This is a genomic window from Pseudomonas sp. WS 5411 (assembly GCF_012985595.1).
Taxonomy (GTDB): Bacteria; Pseudomonadota; Gammaproteobacteria; order Pseudomonadales; family Pseudomonadaceae; genus Aquipseudomonas; species Aquipseudomonas shahriarae.
The window spans coordinates 21,260-41,301 of the sequence record NZ_JAARMC010000029.1 but is presented as its reverse complement, the minus strand read 5'-3'; the positions used below and the strand labels follow the sequence as shown (position 1 = coordinate 41,301).

18 protein-coding genes are annotated in these 20,042 nt (G+C 48.4%); 14 read left to right on the top strand and 4 right to left on the bottom strand.

What is annotated here, in order from left to right; all coding sequences use genetic code 11:
* Positions 1-298 precede the first annotated feature (298 nt).
* The 4 genes from HBR93_RS24580 to HBR93_RS24565 form a co-directional block, all read right to left on the bottom strand.
* Positions 299-1,339: an acyltransferase family protein gene (locus HBR93_RS24580; RefSeq protein ID WP_169961290.1), complete on the bottom strand. Its 1,041-nt coding sequence runs from the start codon at positions 1,337-1,339 to the stop codon at positions 299-301.
* Positions 1,340-1,440: 101 nt separating this feature from the next.
* Positions 1,441-3,255 carry a hypothetical protein gene (locus HBR93_RS24575; protein ID WP_169961289.1) on the bottom strand — a complete coding sequence of 605 codons (1,815 nt, stop codon included), beginning with the start codon at positions 3,253-3,255 and terminating at the stop codon, positions 1,441-1,443.
* The gene (locus HBR93_RS24570) at positions 3,252-3,941 is read right to left on the bottom strand and encodes a hypothetical protein (protein WP_169961288.1); all 690 of its coding nucleotides are present in this window, start codon (positions 3,939-3,941) and stop codon (positions 3,252-3,254) included. The genes HBR93_RS24575 and HBR93_RS24570 overlap by 4 nt, the downstream gene beginning before the upstream one ends.
* A 95-nt stretch (positions 3,942-4,036) precedes the next feature.
* Entirely contained in the window at positions 4,037-5,071 is a 1,035-nt protein-coding gene (locus HBR93_RS24565) for a glycosyltransferase family 2 protein (RefSeq protein WP_169961287.1), read from the bottom strand.
* A gap of 580 nt (positions 5,072-5,651) precedes the next feature.
* Here HBR93_RS24565 and HBR93_RS24560 point away from each other — a divergent pair.
* The 14 genes from HBR93_RS24560 (at position 5,652) to hisH (ending at position 20,042) form a co-directional block, all read left to right on the top strand.
* Complete coding sequence (locus tag HBR93_RS24560; protein ID WP_169961286.1) at positions 5,652-6,632, top strand: NAD-dependent 4,6-dehydratase LegB; 981 nt, start codon at positions 5,652-5,654, stop codon at positions 6,630-6,632.
* 9 nt (positions 6,633-6,641) lie between these two features.
* Positions 6,642-7,793: a LegC family aminotransferase gene (locus HBR93_RS24555; protein WP_169961285.1), complete on the top strand. Its 1,152-nt coding sequence runs from the start codon at positions 6,642-6,644 to the stop codon at positions 7,791-7,793.
* The gene (neuC, locus tag HBR93_RS24550) at positions 7,790-8,944 is read left to right on the top strand and encodes a UDP-N-acetylglucosamine 2-epimerase (RefSeq protein ID WP_169961284.1); all 1,155 of its coding nucleotides are present in this window, start codon (positions 7,790-7,792) and stop codon (positions 8,942-8,944) included. The genes HBR93_RS24555 and neuC overlap by 4 nt, the downstream gene beginning before the upstream one ends.
* A 3-nt stretch (positions 8,945-8,947) precedes the next feature.
* Positions 8,948-10,033, top strand: a complete 1,086-nt coding sequence (gene neuB, locus HBR93_RS24545; RefSeq protein WP_169961283.1) for an N-acetylneuraminate synthase — start codon at positions 8,948-8,950, stop codon at positions 10,031-10,033.
* Positions 10,030-10,698 (top strand): acetyltransferase, encoded by a 669-nt coding sequence (locus tag HBR93_RS24540; protein ID WP_169961282.1) that lies wholly within the window; start codon positions 10,030-10,032, stop codon positions 10,696-10,698. Before neuB ends, HBR93_RS24540 begins: the two co-directional genes overlap by 4 nt.
* 18 nt (positions 10,699-10,716) lie before the next feature.
* A complete protein-coding gene (locus HBR93_RS24535) occupies positions 10,717-11,763 on the top strand; it encodes a nucleotidyltransferase family protein (RefSeq protein WP_169961281.1) in 1,047 nt (348 codons plus the stop codon).
* Between the two features lie 11 nt (positions 11,764-11,774).
* The gene (locus tag HBR93_RS24530) at positions 11,775-12,782 is read left to right on the top strand and encodes a Gfo/Idh/MocA family oxidoreductase (protein WP_169961280.1); all 1,008 of its coding nucleotides are present in this window, start codon (positions 11,775-11,777) and stop codon (positions 12,780-12,782) included.
* On the top strand, positions 12,779-13,480 hold the full coding sequence (locus HBR93_RS24525) for an acylneuraminate cytidylyltransferase family protein (protein ID WP_169961279.1): 702 nt from the start codon (positions 12,779-12,781) through the stop codon (positions 13,478-13,480). Before HBR93_RS24530 ends, HBR93_RS24525 begins: the two co-directional genes overlap by 4 nt.
* Positions 13,467-14,228, top strand: coding sequence for an oxidoreductase (locus HBR93_RS24520; RefSeq protein ID WP_169961278.1), 762 nt, complete (start codon positions 13,467-13,469; stop codon positions 14,226-14,228). Before HBR93_RS24525 ends, HBR93_RS24520 begins: the two co-directional genes overlap by 14 nt.
* Before the next feature lie 65 nt (positions 14,229-14,293).
* On the top strand, positions 14,294-15,541 hold the full coding sequence (locus HBR93_RS24515) for a hypothetical protein (RefSeq protein ID WP_169961277.1): 1,248 nt from the start codon (positions 14,294-14,296) through the stop codon (positions 15,539-15,541).
* Between the two features lie 46 nt (positions 15,542-15,587).
* The gene (locus HBR93_RS24510; RefSeq protein ID WP_169961276.1) at positions 15,588-16,835 is read left to right on the top strand and encodes a hypothetical protein; all 1,248 of its coding nucleotides are present in this window, start codon (positions 15,588-15,590) and stop codon (positions 16,833-16,835) included.
* A gap of 124 nt (positions 16,836-16,959) precedes the next feature.
* Complete coding sequence (locus HBR93_RS24505; RefSeq protein WP_169961275.1) at positions 16,960-18,258, top strand: hypothetical protein; 1,299 nt, start codon at positions 16,960-16,962, stop codon at positions 18,256-18,258.
* Between the two features lie 30 nt (positions 18,259-18,288).
* Positions 18,289-19,431: an N-acetyl sugar amidotransferase gene (locus HBR93_RS24500; RefSeq protein WP_169961274.1), complete on the top strand. Its 1,143-nt coding sequence runs from the start codon at positions 18,289-18,291 to the stop codon at positions 19,429-19,431.
* A complete protein-coding gene (gene hisH / locus HBR93_RS24495) occupies positions 19,428-20,042 on the top strand; it encodes an imidazole glycerol phosphate synthase subunit HisH (protein ID WP_169961273.1) in 615 nt (204 codons plus the stop codon). Before HBR93_RS24500 ends, hisH begins: the two co-directional genes overlap by 4 nt.

Here is a 20,042-nt window from a genome sequence, read left to right as displayed (position 1 = left end):
ACGAAATCGAAAATCAGGATGAGGTTTTAATTCAGGGCATAAACCAAGTTTATGCCGGCCACTCAACAGTAACCTCGGTTACATGTTTTGGGAGTGTAGTATGCATCGATACGGACTGTTCCTTTGATGATGGAGCATTAATTATCATTGAGCTTAATGCTCCGGCCAATATAAGCGTCTCCATGCGTGCAGTGTAGTGAAAAAAACACTGCGTGCCTGGTCAGAAGTCTCACCGCACGAACACAAAATAATTATAGCCAGGCATATATAAAACAAAACCGCACCGCTTACAGAACCGCTATCGTGCAATTACTATTGCTCTTAAGTTCGTAATGACGTTTAGGATTTTTCTCGATACACTTTTGTGATGCTCCTCAGTAAACGATGCAATAAAAAAGGCAGTAATATTAGCTAGAATGAGCGCCAGAAAAAGACCGCCCAATCCTGAGAAGCCCATCTTCTGCAGCCAGTACAGAACTGTATAATGCGTTAAAAATAACGTAAAGCTGTAACCTGCCAACCTATTAAAGCACCACGAAACTTTTGAATTAATAATCGCATTATTACAGTTAAGGCTTATGGCCATAAACAATAAGCCGCACGAAAAAAGTAAGCCAGCAAAAATATTATAAGCATCACGTGTCAGCAAATAAATAACAATCGCAAACGATAAAGACACCCAGGCTGCATATCGAGAGTAAGCATATCTTTCAATGCTCTCAAACATAACTGACGCGATAGCTCCAGCCATCCAAATAACCTCTAAATGACCAGCCTCTCCTTTCGCATTTACCTTAAAGGTATAATAACCACCCACCCCAATACATATGGCCGAAAAAATCCAATTTTTTCGAAAAAATACAACTCCTCCAAATAGGATGTATATCCACCACTCAAACATCAAACTCCATATCGGCCTCATCGTTCCGAACGGCATCGACGGAAGAAGTAGAAGATTTTTGAAGAACGTACTTATTGCTAAATTATCCCCCAACTCAAAATCAGAAACCTGATAAGAGAAGAAAAGATCAACCAAAAAAACAAAAATCAAACATGGAGCAAGAGTGGTGTACACTCTAGATAATCTATCCACGTAGTAGCGCACATAGTCGCCGCCGTTATACTTTATGTTTGCAACTGCACTCCGACATATTAGAAAACCAGAGACAAAAAAGAAACCAACAACCGCAATCGACTGAATATAAGGTGCCTTTGATGGAAAAAAACCACCCCAATAACCGAAAAAGAAACCGAAGCCATGGCCCACAACCACTGTTTGAGCAAGTAAAAACCTCAGGCAGTCGAAATAAGTAATACACCTAGGACTTAACGGACTCACTACCACCCCCTTATTCGAATTTAAGCAAAGACTCGCAGTTTATCAGTATCTGTCCAAGTAAAACCTTGCATGCCTGGAGCAGGCCTGCAAAGCGCTCCCGGTCACGGATGGAGGGGCGTCACTAGACTCAACGGCAGGTCGTTGATGGTCAGCCCTCGAGTGAGGCTGAACCCATACTTAGCTTCGGTTGCAAGATAATCGCCCGGGCCCAGCGCCGCCCTCAAGGGGGGATAGTCGAACGACTCTGGGCCTATTAACACCCTGCTCCCCGGGAACTGCTTGATGGCCGCAGCGACGCATGCAATGTCCGGACAGATACGATAGCGTTTCTCCAGGTCGGGCAACAAGGATACGAACTGGTAATTGGTGATGATCAGACCTTTCCCTAGCGAGTCGATGTTCAAATAGGCAAGGTTGTTGACCGTTGGCCAAACAATATTGCGGCGGGCATTCTTTTCAGCCTCGAGATAGCGCGACTCCCCCACCACCATCTGCAGCAGTCCCGCTACGGTCACTGCAAGCACAATGGCCAGCAACTGCAATTGTGCGCTGCGTATTGCGCGCGGGCGCGCCAATGGATCATCATGACGCAACAGACGGCCAAAAAAGCGACGCCACGGAGCGAGTTCACGCATCATTGCGCCTTCAAGAATCGAAACGCCACAGACCGCCGACATGCTCAGCAATGCGATCAGGAACCAGCCATTACGCTCATCGTAGGCACAGCAGTTCGAATAGGTCGTGAACGCGATGCCAAAGCCTGCGAGGTACAAAAGACCGATCTGACTGAGCTTGCGCTTGGGTGTCGCCAGATTTAATGCTGCCAGCGTAAGCATCAGTAGTAATGGAAACCTGCCAAACATGGAAACGACGTAACTCCAGCCGTGCTCGTAGATACCACCACCGGCGGACGCCTTGGAGGTCAGGCTCATAAGGAAGCTCAGGTTGCCCAGTGCAGTGGGCAGCGACGGTCTCGTGAAGAAGATAAGCATGAAGGTCGCAACCGGCAGTACCAGCACCAGCAGCCGTACCAAGTACCACGTTAGCTGTTTTGAGCGATGAATGCCGACCAGCAGCAACCCTAGGCCGATGATCACAGCGCTCAGTGTGCCAGGTTGCTTGGTTATTGCCCCGACCCCGGCGAACAGAGCGGCACACAAGGTGTAATGGTCGACCGGGCCTTCCTGCTCGTCGCTGCAGATCGCTAGGTACAGTGCCACACCTGCAATCAAGGTCAGCATCATTACAATCGGGTCGGTGAGACCGATCAAAAGCAACGGGTTAGCGAGGAAGATCTCCCATAACGACAGGAACACCAATAGCGCTGCCAGTGGGCGCCGTGCAATCGCGAGCGAGCCGATCTGTATCATCAGGATCAGTGGAAATGCACACAGCATAAGGCGTGTCATTACCCATACCATCGGGTTGGCCTGCGCCTTGTAGATTAGGGACCACAATCCCGGGAGGAAAAGCGGATACGCCGCTATATAGGGCGAATAGGTATTCTCGAAGAGCTGCATCGCCCAATTGTTCCAGGATGCATTCACATCCCAGCCCGATAGCACGATCTGCCCCTCCAAAATCGGCTTGATCGCCTCCAATGGGCTTAGCGCATAGCCAATTCCCATTAGTGCAATCGCGAGTAATAGCCCGTAGCCGCTGAACCAGACGTCTGCAACGCCCCCTTGGCGCAAACGCCAGAGCGTGAGCAAAGTGACTGCTAGCAGGACCATCGCCGACACATCACCCAGATTCAGCCAGTATGAAGAAAAAACCACCATCCAGCTCAGCCACATCGATTTAGCGACGGTCAGTGTCGTCAGAGACAGCACGTCAATTCTGCCTTTGATCGGCCAGGTGAAGCCGATCAACAACAGAAATACGGCAACTGCCAGAAAACCATGAAACAGCGTCATTTGTTCTCTCCTGGCGCAACAGATGGAAGCGGCACAAAAGTGATATTTGAAAGGATGGCCGCCGCGCGAGGATCAGCATAATTAAGATCGATGGCGATCTTAATGTAGCGGGCATTCGCCGGGATCTGGTTGAGGGCCAGCCCCGTCGGCGAGAAGACTCCGCGTAAGGTAAGCCTGCCCGTGGCACGAAGAACACGGTTCTTCCAGGCAACGCCATACATGTGCGACTCCGGTTGAACGATGATGTTCTGATCCTCGTCGTAGAACACTACGCCAGCGTAGGTTTCTGAGCCCTGATCATTTGTGCCGTCGGTGACGGTTATCAGGTCGAAACTCATCTGGTAGCTCATCTGGCTGTCAATCGGCAGCAATTGACGGCTATAAATGGTGATAGGGCCGACGAACAGCGCACCGGAGCGATACCCTTGCCGGACTAGCAGTAGTTGGTCCTGGAAGACTGGTTCGGAATCGCGAGCGTCGCTGAATCTTGAGTAGTTCACCGCGTTGATCGCGAAGGCATCCCATAATCCGAGTTTCATCGCCAGTTCCTGCCGGTACAGATAGCACGCGCCAACGGCGAGCCATAACCCGAGTAACGCTGCGATCCAGCGGAATGCACGTTGCGGTAATAGCGCCTCGGCAGATGAAGGGGGCGCAGGAGAAAACGATTGGGTTGTATGGGGCATTCTGGCTCGCCAAGACGCAGTACCAAAATTGGCACTCCGATTACTGTTTATTGCACGTATATGTATCGAGGGGGCCTAGAGAAAGGCCCTATTCGCTATCGCACGGTGGCAGGTGACTTGAAAATGAAGGCTTTCTGAACGAAGAAATTGAAGAAGAACAGCACCAGAGTCCCGAAGATGTAAGTGGCTATCTTGGGTATCGCAAACTGCTCCTTTGCGATATCGATCATCGGCACCAGTATTGAGATATTGAGCAGTACTAGCAGCAAGTACCGGATGAATGTGCTGACTACATCGCCATCGACTTTGTAGACAAAATTGCGAGCGAGGTAGAAATAACCGAGTGTTCCGACGGTGCGGGCTCCAATTACGGACAAGGTTGTCGAGCCGCTGAACAAGTCGAGCAGGTGGAACGTCAGGAAATCCATGAGTGCTAGGAACAATGAAGCTAATCCGCCGCGTAATAGTACGGCGTAGATTTTTGCTGAATCCTGAAGTTTACGAAAGTGCGACGACGGGTTGCCCGGCTCGTAAATGGTTTTAATCACGACTTCCCGCAGTTTGTTCTTGCGGGCAAACAAAATAAGTGCCGCCAGCTCGAAGTCATATTGATTTTTGGGTATGGCCAGCAGGTCTTCATAAAAGCAAGCTGGAATAAATCGAAGTCCAGTTTGCGTGTCATTTACACGTTTGCCATGAACAAGATGGAATACACGTGTCGTCAGTTCGTTGCCAAACTTCGAACGCAAGGGCGTCGAAGCGTCAAATACGCGACGACCAAGAATGACTGAATCCTCCGTTTCCACGCCTGCCGCCAATACACGCATGATGTCTACCGGCAGATGCTGTCCATCGGCGTCTGCTGTGACTACAAAGGAAAGTCCCCGATCGCGGGCGGCAGCGATGCCCGTCTTCAGCGCCGCCCCTTTCCCCATGTTCACGGCATGTGTCAATACTTCAATGCCACGTTCTACCAAGATGGCGAACACCTTAAGCGCAGTCGCAGTGCGCGAACCGTCATTCACAATGAGTAGCGGTATTGTCTGCTCATTTGTGTTCATCAATGCCAAAAGTTCATCCACTAGCTTGACTAGAGTGCCGTCCGGTTCGTAGGCAGGAATCAAAATCACGGAAAAGTCCATTTTGTTATGTGTCTAGTTATCTTATGTCTAAATGCTACTGTATTGCAATCAAAAATGCGGCAAAATGCTACTACCGCAAGCTGTCCGTACGCATCTTGCTGAAAATGACTGACCCCAAAGCTTCGCTGTACGGGCGCGGGAGCAGATCATAATTTTCTATGGGGCATCACATTTATTAGCTCCGCTTTGTTCCTGATAAGCTGTGGGCCTTCGCTTCATCCCAGCTGATCAATAAATACCCCTACGAACAGCTTTACCACATCGCTCTCCCGCCGCGTCTCCGCCATCCTGACTGGCTGCGATCTCATCTTCTGTGGGGTTGAGTGCAGGTCGTTTGGAGGGGGTGGGCGTGTGGTATTGGATTGATCGCGGTACGCCGACACTGGTGGGCTGTGAGGCTTGAACGCTAGTGTTGTTAGGCTAAAGACTGTAAATTGCTCGAAGAAAAATTTGATGTGGTCTGAAATGAAGCGCGCGACGCGTAGTCCGATGTAGGTGTTGGGAGGTTTTTCGCTCTACCTGCGCTGGCGAATCGTATCGTAGTTGGATTTACAGTTAAGGTGACGTGATGAAGAAAATTTTGGTGACCGGCGCAGATGGATTTATTGGGTCGCATCTGACCGAGCTCTTGGTTCGGGAAGGGTACGAAGTCAAAGCGTTATCTCAGTATAATTCTTTCAATTATTGGGGCTGGCTGGAAGATGTAAGTTGTCTGAAAGATATTGAAGTGTTGAATGGTGACGTCCGTGATCCGCACTATTGCAAGCATATTACTAAGGGTGTTGATGCGGTGTTTCATCTGGCGGCGTTGATCGCTATCCCATACTCGTACGTTGCGCCTGACAGTTATGTGGACACTAACGTCAAGGGCACCTTGAACATTTGTCAGGCTGCTATCGATAACGGCGTGCAGAGGGTTATCCATACCTCCACCAGCGAGGTCTATGGTACTGCCCAATATGTACCAATAGATGAGAATCACCCGCTCCAGCCGCAGTCACCTTACAGTGCATCGAAGATGGGTGCTGATGCCATGGCCATGAGCTTTTTCAACGCCTTCGATCTTCCATTGACTATTGCTCGTCCGTTTAACACTTACGGACCCCGTCAATCAGCGCGTGCGGTTATTCCGACGATCATCACGCAAATTGCCAGTGGCAAGAAGCAGATCAAGCTGGGTGATGTCTCGCCAACTCGTGACTTCAATTATGTGGCTGATACCTGCCGTGGTTTTCTGGATCTATTACGTTGCGAAAAGGCTGTCGGTGAAGTCGTCAATATTGGCTCCAACTACGAGATCACTGTGGGTGATACCCTTAACCTCATTCGCGAGTTGATGGGTAGCGATGTGGAGTTTTTGACAGATGACCAGCGTTTGCGCCCAGAGAAGTCGGAAGTGTTCCGGCTGTGGTGCGACAACAGCAAAATTCATGGCCTTACAGGTTTTGAACCGCAGTATTCGATCCGCCAAGGTCTGCAGGAAACCATTGACTGGTTTACTCGCCCAGAGAACCTGGCCAAATATAAAGCCGATCTCTACAACGTCTGAGGCGCTGCCATGCTCGACTCACTTGTGAAGTTTGTGCGGGAACAATATCGCACTAATGAATTCATTCCTTTGCATGCTCCTGTCTTTGGCGGGAACGAAAAGCGCTATGTGCTGGAAACCGTAGACTCGACGTTTGTTTCCAGCGTCGGTGCTTTCGTTGATCGTTTCGAACGCGAGATGGAAGCCTATACCGGCAGTCCGCGAGCGGTCGCAACTGTCAATGGTACCGCCGCCTTGCATGTCGCCTTGATGCTGGCTGGTGTCAAGCCCGGTGATTTGGTCCTGACGCAACCACTCACCTTTGTAGCGACCTGTAATGCTATTGCTTACTGCGGTGCCGAGCCTGTATTTATTGATGTGGACAAACACACGCTGGGGCTTTCGCCGGTAGCGCTTGAACGCTGGCTGCAGGAACATGCCTATTTGGACGTCGACGGTGTCTGCAGAGTAAAAAGTAGTGACAGGGTGCTCCGCGCCTGTTTGCCCATGCATACATTTGGTCACCCTGTAGAACTGGATTTTCTGATTGAAGTGTGTCGGTGCTGGGGGCTGGCGTTGGTTGAAGATGCCGCGGAGTCTCTGGGCAGTCTTTACAAGGGGCGTCATACCGGTACGTTCGGTTGTGTGGGGACGTTGAGTTTTAACGGCAATAAAACTATCACCACTGGCGGCGGCGGTATGATCCTGGCCAATGAAGCTCTGGGGGGCCGGGCAAAACATCTCACTACCACTGCGAAAAAGGCCCATGCGTACGAGTACGTTCATGACGAGGTGGGTTATAACTATAGGTTACCGAATCTGAATGCGGCCCTTGGGTGTGCCCAGCTTGAACAGTTGGACTCCTTTATTGCGGCCAAGCGCATTCTGGCAGGCCGTTACCAGGCATTCTTCGAGGGCAGCCAGTTCCAGTTTGTCGTTGAGCCCCAGGGGTGTCGTTCCAATTACTGGCTCAACGCCGTGATTTGTGAAAACCTCATACAGCGCGATGAGTTACTGGCGTTCAGCAACCAGGCAGGCGTAATGACGCGGCCAATCTGGAAGTTGATGAGTCATTTGCCTGCTTATTCGACGAGTCTGCAGGGTGACTTGAGCAACGCCCTGTGGCTGGAAGAGCGGGTTGTTAATATACCGAGCAGCGTTGTGCCGGAGTTGCAGGTTTGAAGCGCAACATTGCAGTGTTTACTGGAACTCGCGCCGAGTACGGTTTGCTTTATTGGCTGATGAAAGATATTCAGGCGAGTGAGCGCTTGGCGTTGCAGGTGATTGTGAGTGGTATGCACCTTTCACCTGAGTTTGGAGAAACCTGGAAAGGCATTGAGGCTGACGGTTTTGCCATTGATGCCAAAGTCGAAATGCTCCTGTCTTCGGATAGCGACGTGGGAGTAGTGAAGTCCATAGGGCTCGGCACCCTTGGTTTCGCCGATACCCTGGATCGTTTGCGTCCTGATATTTTGATTGTGCTCGGGGATCGTTTCGAGGCGCTGGCAATCGTGCAGGCCGCACTGATCATGAAGATCCCGGTGGCGCATTTGCATGGTGGCGAAATTACCGAGGGCGCTTACGACGATGCTATTCGCCACGCCATTACCAAAATGGCCTATTTCCACTTTGTGGCTACGCAGCCGTATCGCCAGCGTGTCATCCAGATGGGTGAGTCACCTGAGCGAGTATTCAACGTGGGAGCGGTAGGTTTGGACCATCTGCTGCGCACTCCAAGAATGACGCGGGATGAGTTGTCGGAGAGTCTGGAGTTTGATCTGGATTCGCCTTTTCTGTTGGTGACTTACCACCCCGTCACGATGCTTGAAGAAGATCCAAGGCAAAGCTTCAATGCTCTGTTGTCCGCTCTTGATCAGTTTCCTGAGCACAAGATTATTCTCACGTATCCCAACGCCGATAACGGTGGGCGGGCAATTATTCCGTTGCTGGAAGAATATGCGCAGCGTGCGCCTGAGCGAGTCAAGGCAATTCCCTCACTCGGATTCAGGCGCTACCTGAGCGCGGTTGCGTTGGCCGATGTGGTGGTGGGTAACTCTTCCAGCGGCATTATTGAAGTGCCGGCTTTCGGTGTCCCAACTGTAAACATTGGTGCCCGGCAAGCCGGTCGCCTCGCCTCTGCTTCTGTGATCAATTGCACACCTGACATACGATCAATTGAAGACGCAATTCGCCGCGCGCTCTCTACAGCGTTCGCCAGTGTTTGCAAAGAGGCGGTCAACCCCTACGGCGCCGGCAATGCGGCCCATCGCATTGTTGATGTTCTCGAGCGTTTCGATGGGGCCTATCACAAGTCATTTCACGATTTGAGTTAAACCATGAAAGCATCCAACGAAGATTCGGTTTACATCATCGCTGAAGCGGGCGTTAACCATAATGGTGAGCGTGATCTGGCGTTCGCCCTCGTTGACGCGGCAGCGGCAGCGGGTGCTAATGCAGTGAAGTTTCAGACGTTTGACGCAGTACGTCTAGCATCAAAGGCTGCTCCCAAGGCCTCATATCAAAAGCAGAGTACTGACGTGGCAGAAAGCCAGCTTGCCATGCTCAAAAAGCTTGAGTTGCCAAGAGCGTGGCATGTTGATTTGCAGGCCCATGCGCGGCGTAGTGGTATCGAATTTTTGTCTACCGCGTTTGATACCGACAGCCTGAATTTTTTGTGTGAAATGGGGTTGCCATTTTTCAAGGTGCCCTCTGGAGAGCTTACGAATGGACCGCTGCTATGGCAATTCGCACATACTGGCAAGCCCCTTGTGCTTTCTACCGGGATGGCGACCATTAGCGAAGTTGAGCAGGGGTTAGCGATCGTAGCGCATGCAGTGGTCTCTGACCGTGAACCTGCCAATATGGACGAAGTCTGGAAGAATTGGAGCCGCCCAGAGGTTCGTCAGCGTCTTCATGGCCACGTCACGTTACTTCATTGCACATCTCAATATCCGACGCCTTGGGCAGAGGTCAATCTGCGGGCGATGGACACGTTGAAGGCTTTCGGTTTGACGGTGGGTTATTCGGATCATACGGAAGGTAGTTTGATTTCCATCGCTGCAGTAGCCCGTGGAGCCAAGGTCATCGAGAAACATTTCACGTTGGATCGCTCGATGCCGGGGCCGGATCATAAGGCATCGCTGGAGCCTGATGAGTTGAAGTCCATGGTCAGCCAGATTCGCGCTCTGGAGTTGGCGTTGGGAGATGGGTGCAAGGCGCCTCAGCCGAGTGAATGGGATACTCGTAAAGCTGCTCGACAGCAGGTGGTGGCGGCAAGAGATATCAAATCAGACTCGATCATTACCAGAGATGACCTGACAACCGCTCGCAGTGGCTCCGGTTTGCCGCCCACGGCTTTGTGGGAACTGGTTGGCAGCCGCAGTCAGCGGGCTGTTCAAGCTGGTGAGATTATTGAGCAATGACCACTCCGCCGAGTGGGTCGCTGAAGTTGGTCATGCTGGGGGCGGGTGGTCACGCGAAGGTCTTGCTTTCACTGGCTATCGCCAGAGGCTTGGAAGTGCAGGGTGTCTGTGATCCGGAACTCCATCGGTTGGGAGTTGTAGAATGGCGTGGAATCAAGGTGTTGGGCGGCGACGAGGTGCTGGAGAAACTCGATTGTGCGCGCGTTGGTCTGATAAACGGCATTGGGCAGGTAGTGGGGAGTAGCCTTCGCCAAACAATCTATGAGCGAGCGGTGGACAAGGGTTTTCGATTTCCCACGCTGGTGCATCCGACAGCTTTCGTCGATGGGTCTGCGGTTTTGGCAGAGGGGGTGCAGGTGATGGCGGGAGTTGTCATCCAGCCGGATGCGAGCCTGGGATGCAACACCATAGTCAATACTAGGGCGAGTGTGGACCATGATTGCCGTGTGGCTGCCCATGTGCACATTGCCCCCGGTGCGACACTTTGTGGAAACGTTCAGGTGGCAACCTGTGCGTTCGTCGGTGCCGGTGCGACGGTGATTCAAGGGCTGGTGATTGGAGAGTATGCAGTTGTCGGTGCCGGGGCGGTGATGGTTCGTGACTTGCCAGCCCGGAGCATTTTATTAGGACAAACGGCGCGTTCCAGACCTGTGTCGGACGAGTAAACATAGAGAAGGTATTCAATGAAACAATGGGAGTTAACACTCGTCGGTCCAGAGTGCTCAATGGAAGAGGCCATCGCAACGCTTGATCGTGTTGCGGTGCGTATTGTCATGGTTGTCGATCAAGAGCTTCGTCTGTTGGGCACCCTGACCGATGGCGATGTCCGCCGGGCCTTATTGAAGCAGCGACCATTGACGACCCCTATCCAGGAAATCATGTGCACGACGCCGCGTACCGCTGGTCTTGGCTGGAGTAGGGAAAGAATCCTAGCTGTCATGGAAACTTATCAGTTGTTGCAACTGCCGGTGGTGGATCCTCATGGGCAAGTCATTGGCTTGGAAACATTGCACGATCTGTTGCACAAGCGCCGCAGGGATAATCCGGTATTTTTGATGGCGGGGGGCTTTGGTACCCGCTTGCGTCCCCTGACACATAATTGCCCAAAACCCCTGCTCAAGGTCGGAGACAAGCCGATCCTGGAGCTGATTCTCGAGCGGTTTATTAATTCCGGTTTTCACCGTTTCTTTATCTCCACCCACTACATGCCGGAAATGATTCGCGAACATTTTGGTGACGGTAGTCAATGGGGTGTCTCGATTCGTTACATTCATGAGGATGCACCTCTGGGTACTGGCGGTGCTCTTGGGTTGTTACCTCATGACGAGATCGATCTTCCGTTGTTTATGATGAATGGTGACTTGCTGACCACGCTTAACTTCGAGAATCTTCTGGAGTTCCATCAGGGGCATCCTGGCGTAGCGACCATGTGCGTGCGCGAGTATGAGTATTGCGTTCCCTACGGCGTTGTTCAGAATGATGGACATCGCATCCAATCAATGGTGGAAAAGCCGATCCAGCATTTTTTCATAAATGCGGGAATCTATTTACTCTCTCCGGAACTAGTAAAGAGTGTTGCCGCAGGGACACGGGTGGATATGCCTACGTTGCTTGAGCAAGAGATTAGCGCCGGTCGCGAGGTCAATATGTTTCCTGTCCACGAGTATTGGCTTGATATCGGACGCATGGAAGATTTTCAGCGGGCCCAGCAGGAATTTGGTGGGCTATGAGCAGGCTACCCATGTATTTGGTCATCGGTAGCGGCAGTATTGCGAAACGTCATATTGAAAATCTCAAACAGATCTTTGGCACAGTGACAGCTCGTATAGGCTGTATTTCTGCGACTGGCAGGGTATTGTCTACGCAAGAGGTCGGTAACGATACGGTCATCTATGAGTCATTAGCACAAGCACTTAATGATAATCCGGTGTTCGCAATTATTGCTTCTCCAGCGCCACTGCATGCGATACACGCTGCACAGTTGCTCAAACAGCAAGTGCCGGTCCTAATTGAAAAACCGGTGTCGGATTCATTGGCGCGTTTTGCTGCTCACGGTGATACATTAACGGCGCACAGCAATAAAATTGAGATTGCCTACAATCTACGATTTATGTCGTCGGCCGTGAAGTTTAGGGACTTACTGTCCGAGAGCGTCGTGGGTGCAGTTCGAAGTGTAAGTGTCGATGTCGGGCAATATCTGCCTGATTGGCGTCCCATGACCGATTATCGGAAGAATGTTTCTGCTCGTAGCGAGTTGGGTGGTGGCGTGTTGCTGGAACTAAGCCACGAACTTGATTATCTAGGATGGCTTTTTGGCCCATTTTCGACTGCCTATTGTGTCGCCCGAAATACAGGTGCGCTGGAAGTAGATGTTGAAGACACAGTGGATGCGTTGCTGGTCCGGGCAGATCAACTTGCTATCAGTGTGCATATGGATTTCCTGCAGAGGGCGCCGGTACGAATATGTAAGGTGGTCGGGGAAAAAGGCACGCTGATCTGGGACATTCTTAACAATAGGATCATCCTGCACGTCGGCAGGGATCAGCAATGTGTGCTGTTCGAAGATAGTTGCTACGACCGTAACAATATGTACATTGATCAGCTTCGCCATTTTTCCCAAGTGGCAATGGGGAGTGCAATGCCTGCGATCAGACTTGAGGATGGACTTCAAACACTTCGCCTGATTGAGGCGATGAAAAAATCCGCCGTGACTGGTCAGGTTGTCAAAATCGGAGATATTCAAGCGTGAAAGTGTACGCCTTTATTTTTGCGAGGGGTAATTCCAAGGGGTTATCAGGGAAAAACATCAGGCCGCTGGCGGGGCATCCGTTACTTGCACACTCCATAATGGTGGCGCAGCAAGTTGCGGGTATCAGTAAGATCTTCGTGTCTACTGATTCTGATGAGATTGCCGCAGTAGCAGAAGCTTATCAGGCTATTGTCATCAGGAGGCCAGATGAGTTAGCCACAGATACAGCGCCAGAATGGCTAGCGTGGCGACATGCGATCAATCATTTGCGAGCTCAAGGGCATGTATTTGATGTGTTCGTCAGCCTGCCGGCAACCAGCCCGCTAAGAAGTGTAGAGGATGTTGAGTTGTGCATGGCAAGCCTTGATCCTAATACCGATGTTGTTGTGACCGTAACACCTGCTTCTCGCAGCCCTTACTTCAACATGGTCGTTCGCGATGACCAAGGTACCAGCACACTGGTGTGTTCTGGGAGTGGTGTCCACCGGCGCCAAGATGCCCCGGCGATTTATGATATGACCACGGTGGCTTACGTAACAAGCCCTGAATTTATATTAAACAATGAACGTATCTTTTCCGGGCGGGTGAGGTCTGTTGTAGTGCCCCGTGAGCGGGCTGTTGATATCGATGACATTTACGATTTTAAGATGGCTGAGTTTTTTTTAGCAGAGAAAGGTACTGGTCATGTTGAAAAATAAAACCATTTTGGTCGCGGGTGCTGGTGGTTTGCTCGGAACCCGATTGGTATTCAGCCTGGTTGAGCAAGGTGCATCCGTAATAGCTACAGATGTTGATGTGCAAGGCATGATGGCTCGTTTTGAAAAAAAACTTCCAGGCAAAGGTTTGGAAAAGATTTCTGGTGTCCAACTGGATTTAAATGATTCAGCCCAAGTAAAATTATTTTTTTCAACGGTGAAAGGGTTGGACGGCGCGGTCAATTGTGCGTACCCAAGGAATAAAAAGTATGGGGCTGCGTTTTTTGCGGTAGAGCTTGAAGACTTTAATGAAAATGTTTCACTTCATTTAGGTGCGTCGTTCTTATTTATGCAGCAGTGTGCGGCATATTTTCAAAAAGAACGCACGTTGTTCTCACTAGTTAACATATCTTCTGTCTATGGTGTTGTGGCTCCAAGATTTGAAGTGTACGACGATACATCGATGACGATGCCCGTGGAGTACGCCGCGATAAAATCGGCCGTGCTGCAGTTGAGTAAGTATTTGACCCGTTATGTTTCGAGTAGTCAGTTTAGATCTAATTGTGTTAGTCCTGGCGGGATATTTGATAATCAACCAGAAGTATTTGTAGAGAAATATAGGAAGCACTGTTTAGGGAAAGGAATGCTCGACATAGTCGATGTGATAGGCTCTATTATATTTTTATTGTCTGATGAGTCTAGATATCTGAATGGTCAGAATATAGTTGTAGATGATGGTTTCTCGTTATGAAAAAATCGTTATTTAGTGCAATAGATTCAATAAGTAGATGAGTTTAACTAGATGCAGGCGTTATGATGCTAATAATTATTATGTACATGCTTGGGGTGTATTTGTTTTTTAGAAATAAACAAGCCCTAAGTCCGTCAAATGTTGTATTTGCCAGTTATTTTTTGTATTTTGTTTTTCCTGGCTTACTGTTTTATTTTCTTGAAGCGATCAATTGGCAATATGTTCTTCCCTGGGGGAAAATTAACGATTGGTCTGCTCTTTCTGATGAGGCCGTACTTTCTTTTGCGTACGTCTTTACTGTTTTTTTTGTAATCATAAGGTCTATGGAAGTATTAATAGATAGTCGCCCGGTTAGAGACCCTTTCCAGGAGTATCAAGTAAGACCTCTCGGGATTGCTATTTGTGCGATGATGCTTTTTATCGGAGGTGTTTATTTTTTTCAAGTGACCGGTGGCACGGAAGCGTGGTTCAACGATTATAGTCAAACCTACCTTGAAAAAAAGAAAGGATATGGTGTTCTAAATTTCCTATTGTTAATGGGGGCTAATTTTCTAGCTTTTACTCTTGGTGTGTATTTTCGTACAAAGAAAAACTTCAGTATAGTTCTTGTTTTGGTTGTTTTGGTTGTTTTGTCTTTTTGTGCCTACATTCAAGGAATCAAAAGTAGGATTTTCTATTTTATGATATTTTTTAGTCTTCCATGGCTATGTACATTTAAAGTGACTATTTTAAAAAGTACGGTGATTTTTTTTGGATTCGTTCTATTATTCAGCTTTGCAATGTATTTTAGGTCAAATGCATTTTACAGTACGCCAGAAATGCTTTTGGAGTACTTCTTGACTTATTTTAACACTATATTTTTGCATGATATGATTTTGAAGGATATGTCACCTGATTTTTTTCTGACTTTCCAGTATCCATTTAATAAATGGTTGACTTTCGTCGGCGTGCCTTCTGAAGGCTATTTGCATGATATAAGTCGATGGCTTACATCGATTTATTTTCCATCGCAGTGGTTCGATGAGTCAGCGACTCAACAATGGCCTGTAGAGACTGAGTTGTATTTAAATTACGGGTATTATGTTTTTTGGGTAGTTCCAATATTTTTTTGCTCTTTATATATTTGCAGCCTTTACTACATGCGCTTCAGAGGGGGGCCGGTTTTTTTATTCATTTACATTTCAGAGTTGTTGTTGTTTTTAAGTATGTTCAGAGGCAGTATGTTTCAGTGGATCGCATTATTTAATGTGGGCTTCTATTTTTTTATTTGGTGTGTGAGACGTTTGTTGTTTGTTCGGGTTCAGTCTCTTTGATTTATTTGACTAACCAAAATTCATGCTTGTACTAGTTGGGGTCGTCTTGAAAGATAATCTAATACGGTGCGTAAATATTTTACTTCGTGGCATGACGCTGATCAGTAAGTTCGTGCTGATTTTTTTTCTCGCTAAATTCCTGCAATCCAGCGAGGTGGGGTTGTACGGGTTGCTGTCTGCGACCATCGGATATGCGTTGTATGTGGTTGGTTTTGAGTTTTATAATTTTTCTACACGAGAGATGATTGGTGAAAATCCTAAGCTTTGGCTAGGAATGATCAGGGATCAGCTTGTACTTTATCTGATTTTATATTTTGTATTTTTGCCATTTGCACTATTTGTTTTTTTCAACGGATGGCTGCCTTGGGCGTATATTTTTTGGTTTTTGGTTTTGGCATTGCTGGAGCACATTGCTCAAGAGCTAAATAGAATACTGGTGGCTACTTCAGAGCAATTACTTGCTAGTTGCGTTTTGTTTTTACGCAGTGGTGCTTGGTGCTTGGTTGTAGTGGCGGTAATGTGGGCCGACCCAGCTGTACGTAAGCTGGAATTTGCGCTGACGGGATGGGTCGTTGGTTGTTTCTTTGCCTGCCTAATTGCCATAAGAAAAATTTTAAGTTTTGATAAAGTATCGTTAAGTCATCCAATAAATTGGACTTGGATCAGGAGAGGGATCAGGGCTGCCATCCCGTTGCTGATAGCAAGCCTCGCGATGAGAGGGATTTTCACAATCGATAGATATTGGGTGGAGAGTATTTCAAGTTTGAGCGTATTAGGGGCATATGTACTATTCGTGGGTATGGCATCCGCAGTGCTGTCCTTTTTAGATGCGGGGGTTATTGTATTTTTTTATCCGAAGTTAGTGTCCTCCGCGAAGGGCGATCAGATAGTTTTTTTTAAAAAACATATGTGGAGCTTGACGATTAATGTCATGGGGGTTACTGCTTTTCTTGTTTTGGCTTGTTTTGGCGTAAGTAGCTATGTTTTACGATGGCTAAATAACCCTGTTTATGCAGAGAATGTCTTTATCTTGTACTGGCTGTTGCTAGCGGTGGCTATATATTCACTTAGTATGATTCCTCATCTTGGTCTTTATGCTTTTGGCTATGATAAGACGATTTCTTATAGTCAGCTGACAGGGTTTTTTGTGTTTTTGGCTTTGGTGTATAGCTTTGGTGACTCCTTGGGTGTTGTGGCTGTGCCAATAGGGATGTGTGCAGCATTTATCTTGATTTTTAGCTGGAAGTTAATTGCTTATTGGTCGATGCTGATGGAGCGAGATGTTTCGACTTGAGTTTGGCTATTGTTGTTGGGGGCGGTAACGTTGTTTATTGGTAAGTTGATATATTTCAATTTGTCGGTTTTTGTGTGCTGATGTGTAGATATTGTTTAACTGGTGATTTGGTTTGGTGGAATTAATGATTACTCAAAAACTAAAGTTTATTGTTGATTATATTTGTGCAACTGAGAATGAGATTTCCATCGATGCCAGCATCTATAAACTTTCAGGCGTGTCTCCAAAAGAACTCGGTTATGCGCCGCGTCCGGCTAAGATACTTAGCATATTTTCCAGGAATAGGGTTGCCTTCAGAATATTCATGGTTCTCTTTAAAGTGATATGGAGGTTTGGCGGGGCGTCAATGTTTTTTTTATACGAGATGTTTGTTTTTTATCGTTACTCTAGGCGATGCGCAGATAACGTAAGTAGTTGTAATGGGTTGGGTGAGTACGCACTGGTTTTTTCATCCCGCGCTGCCGACATTTTGCAGTCGGGGGTGCTTGGCTTTGAGCCAAAGTGTTGGATTACTTTTCCATGGGTACCCTTAACGCATCCTAAGCAGAGTGGGCGATATATTGATGTTTTCTCTCTGCTTGAAAGAAAAGATTTTATTAGCGCGTATATGCTTGCGGTTACGGCTTCTAGAAGACTTGTATCTCGTAGGCAGACGAAAAATTGGGCTTTACAAAGTTACACCGCTTTTCGCTGGTTTGCTGTCAGAATTGCACTTGAAAAGCTCGAAATTAAGCGGTTTGTTATTGCCGAACATTATGATAGGTGGGCGGTGCTTGCGGATAAAATTATTTCGCGCAGGAGATCACGTTCGCCTTCAATTGGGGGCGGGCAGACAGAGTTGATCTTGATACAGCACGGCACGCTTTCCGGGCTGACATTAGAATGTCAGTCTCCAGCGAGATTGCCGTTTGCTCTTAAATGTCGACTTGCAAGCGTAACTCAGCTCTACGCATATGATGACGTCTCACGTCTCGCATTTGAAGGTGATGTGTTTTCTGTTAGTTGTGTTGCTCGCGGGGTAGATGTTAATTATTTTAAGCCGATGATCGAGTTGGTACAATTGCACTCTGAACATAGATTGCGCATTTTGTTTGTCGGGCACCCGATTTGCGAGAATTTACATATTTTTTTGTATGAAAGCTTGAGTCTAGAATATAATGTCAGCTTTTATTATAAACCGCATCCAACAGCAGGATTCAGTGAGTCGGTGAAGCAAAAAAAATGGAGAGTCATCGTCGGGCGAAACGTTTTCCCCGTGGTGGATTTCCTCATAGCATATCCATCGACGCTTGTGAGTGAGTACGCTACCTCAGGTATTCCGGCGGTGCTCCACTCGTTGGATTTGGATGAGGATTTTTCTACTGGCCTTCTAGAGTCAGTCAAGACAAAATTAGACCTGTTGGCTTGCGAGAAACGGTCATAAATATGATTTCTAATTATTAAGGGGGGGGGGATGAGCGATAAAACCTATCAAATGTGTTCACGCTGTATTATGGATAGCAGTGATCCGAATATCCACTTTGATGAGCAGGGTTTGTGCGACTACTGTGTAAATTTCAATTTGGTCATCAAGCCGAATTGGAACACGGACGAACGAGGGTACGCAGAGCTCATGACGTTGAGCAAAAAAATCAAGAGGGATGGTAAAAATCGAGATTTTGATTGCATCATTGGGCTGAGCGGTGGCTTGGATAGCTCATATGTAAGCTATATAGCCAAAGAAGTAATGGGTTTGCGGCCGCTGCTTTTTCACGTCGACGCTGGTTGGAACACTGATCAGGCGGTAAGCAACATTGAAAAGCTGGTTGACGGTCTGGGTCTGGATCTATACACCGAAGTCATCAACTGGGAAGAGATGAAAAGCCTGCAACTGGCTTTTCTCAAGGCTCAGGTTGCTGACCAGGATATCCCCCAAGACACTGCGTTTTTCTCTGGACTGTACAAATTCGCCAAGGCACACAAGATAAAATATGTGTTGACTGGGGGGAATTTCTCTACTGAATGCTGCCGCGAACCTGAGGAATGGGGCGCTTACCCGGGAATCGATAAGACACTGATAAATGATATTCATGGAAAGTTCGGCTCACGAAAGTTGAAAAGTTTCCCGATTGTTGATGTGTTGGCATACAAGATTTATTACCGCTATGTACTCGGTATGCAAGTGGTGCGCCCGTTGAATTTGTTGCCCTACATCAAGCAGGATGCAGAAGATACTCTTGAGCGGTTGTTTGGATGGAAGAAGTTCCAGCACAAGCACCATGAGTCGCGCTTTACCCGTTTTTACGAAGATTACTGGATGCCCCGGAAATTTGGTTACGAAAAGCGCCGGGCTCACTTCTCCAGCTTGATCATGACGGGGCAAATGACCCGTGAGGCGGCGTTGGAGCGCATCTCCCGGCCCGAACTGGATGAACAGTTCCTGAAGTCGGAGTTTGAATACGTTGCCAATAAGCTCGACTTGAGTGTCGAGGAGTTGCAAGCGCTTTTTGAAGGCCAGAACAAAACGTTCCATGACTACAAAAATAAACGTTTCATGATCGGTCTGGGGGCCCGTGTGCTCGGTGCGCTCGGTCTTGAAAGAAGACTGTTCAGATGATTACCATAATCGATTACGGCTTGGGCAATATCCAGGCCTTCGTGAATGTCTACAAGCGCCTTCATATACCAGTGACGGTCGCCCGTTCTGCGCAGGAACTGCTGGGTGCAAGCAAGCTAATTTTGCCGGGTGTAGGTGCGTTTGATCATGCTATGGGGCGTTTGAATGCATCCGGGATGCGTGAAACACTCGATGAGTTGGTTCTTGTAAAAAAAGTCCCGGTTGTTGGTATCTGCGTGGGTATGCAGATCCTTGCAGACTCTAGCGACGAAGGGTCATTGCCAGGGCTCGGCTGGGTGCCGGGGCGAGTACGACACTTTCGTTCTGTGCCTGGACTGGAACGCTTGGCGCTGCCTCACATGGGGTGGAATGATGTCGAGCCATTGCACTTGAATCCCTTGTTTAAGGGGTTCGAAGAGGACGCGCGTTTCTACTTTCTCCATTCCTTCTATTTCGAATGTAGTCAGGAGTCCCATGCGGCTGCCCGAGCTTCGTACGGTCTGGATTTCAGTTGTGCGGTGGCTGTGGATAATGTCTATGGCGTTCAGTTCCACCCGGAGAAGAGCCATCATTTTGGGGTGGGCCTTCTTAAAAATTTCGCGGAACTATGA

What these genes read in the sequence shown, in the direction of transcription:
- HBR93_RS24505 (WP_169961275.1), top strand. Translation starts at nt 16,960, where the DNA reads ATGATTACTCAAAAACTAAAGTTTATTGTTGATTATATTTGTGCAACT.
- HBR93_RS24520 (WP_169961278.1), top strand. Translation starts at nt 13,467, where the DNA reads ATGTTGAAAAATAAAACCATTTTGGTCGCGGGTGCTGGTGGTTTGCTC.
- HBR93_RS24530 (WP_169961280.1), top strand. Translation starts at nt 11,775, where the DNA reads ATGTATTTGGTCATCGGTAGCGGCAGTATTGCGAAACGTCATATTGAA.
- HBR93_RS24515 (WP_169961277.1), top strand. Translation starts at nt 14,294, where the DNA reads ATGCTAATAATTATTATGTACATGCTTGGGGTGTATTTGTTTTTTAGA.
- HBR93_RS24535 (WP_169961281.1), top strand. Translation starts at nt 10,717, where the DNA reads ATGAAACAATGGGAGTTAACACTCGTCGGTCCAGAGTGCTCAATGGAA.
- HBR93_RS24575 (WP_169961289.1), bottom strand. Translation starts at nt 3,255, where the DNA reads ATGACGCTGTTTCATGGTTTTCTGGCAGTTGCCGTATTTCTGTTGTTG.
- HBR93_RS24555 (WP_169961285.1), top strand. Translation starts at nt 6,642, where the DNA reads ATGCTCGACTCACTTGTGAAGTTTGTGCGGGAACAATATCGCACTAAT.
- hisH (WP_169961273.1), top strand. Translation starts at nt 19,428, where the DNA reads ATGATTACCATAATCGATTACGGCTTGGGCAATATCCAGGCCTTCGTG.
- HBR93_RS24540 (WP_169961282.1), top strand. Translation starts at nt 10,030, where the DNA reads ATGACCACTCCGCCGAGTGGGTCGCTGAAGTTGGTCATGCTGGGGGCG.
- HBR93_RS24570 (WP_169961288.1), bottom strand. Translation starts at nt 3,941, where the DNA reads ATGCCCCATACAACCCAATCGTTTTCTCCTGCGCCCCCTTCATCTGCC.
- neuB (WP_169961283.1), top strand. Translation starts at nt 8,948, where the DNA reads ATGAAAGCATCCAACGAAGATTCGGTTTACATCATCGCTGAAGCGGGC.
- HBR93_RS24500 (WP_169961274.1), top strand. Translation starts at nt 18,289, where the DNA reads ATGAGCGATAAAACCTATCAAATGTGTTCACGCTGTATTATGGATAGC.
- HBR93_RS24560 (WP_169961286.1), top strand. Translation starts at nt 5,652, where the DNA reads ATGAAGAAAATTTTGGTGACCGGCGCAGATGGATTTATTGGGTCGCAT.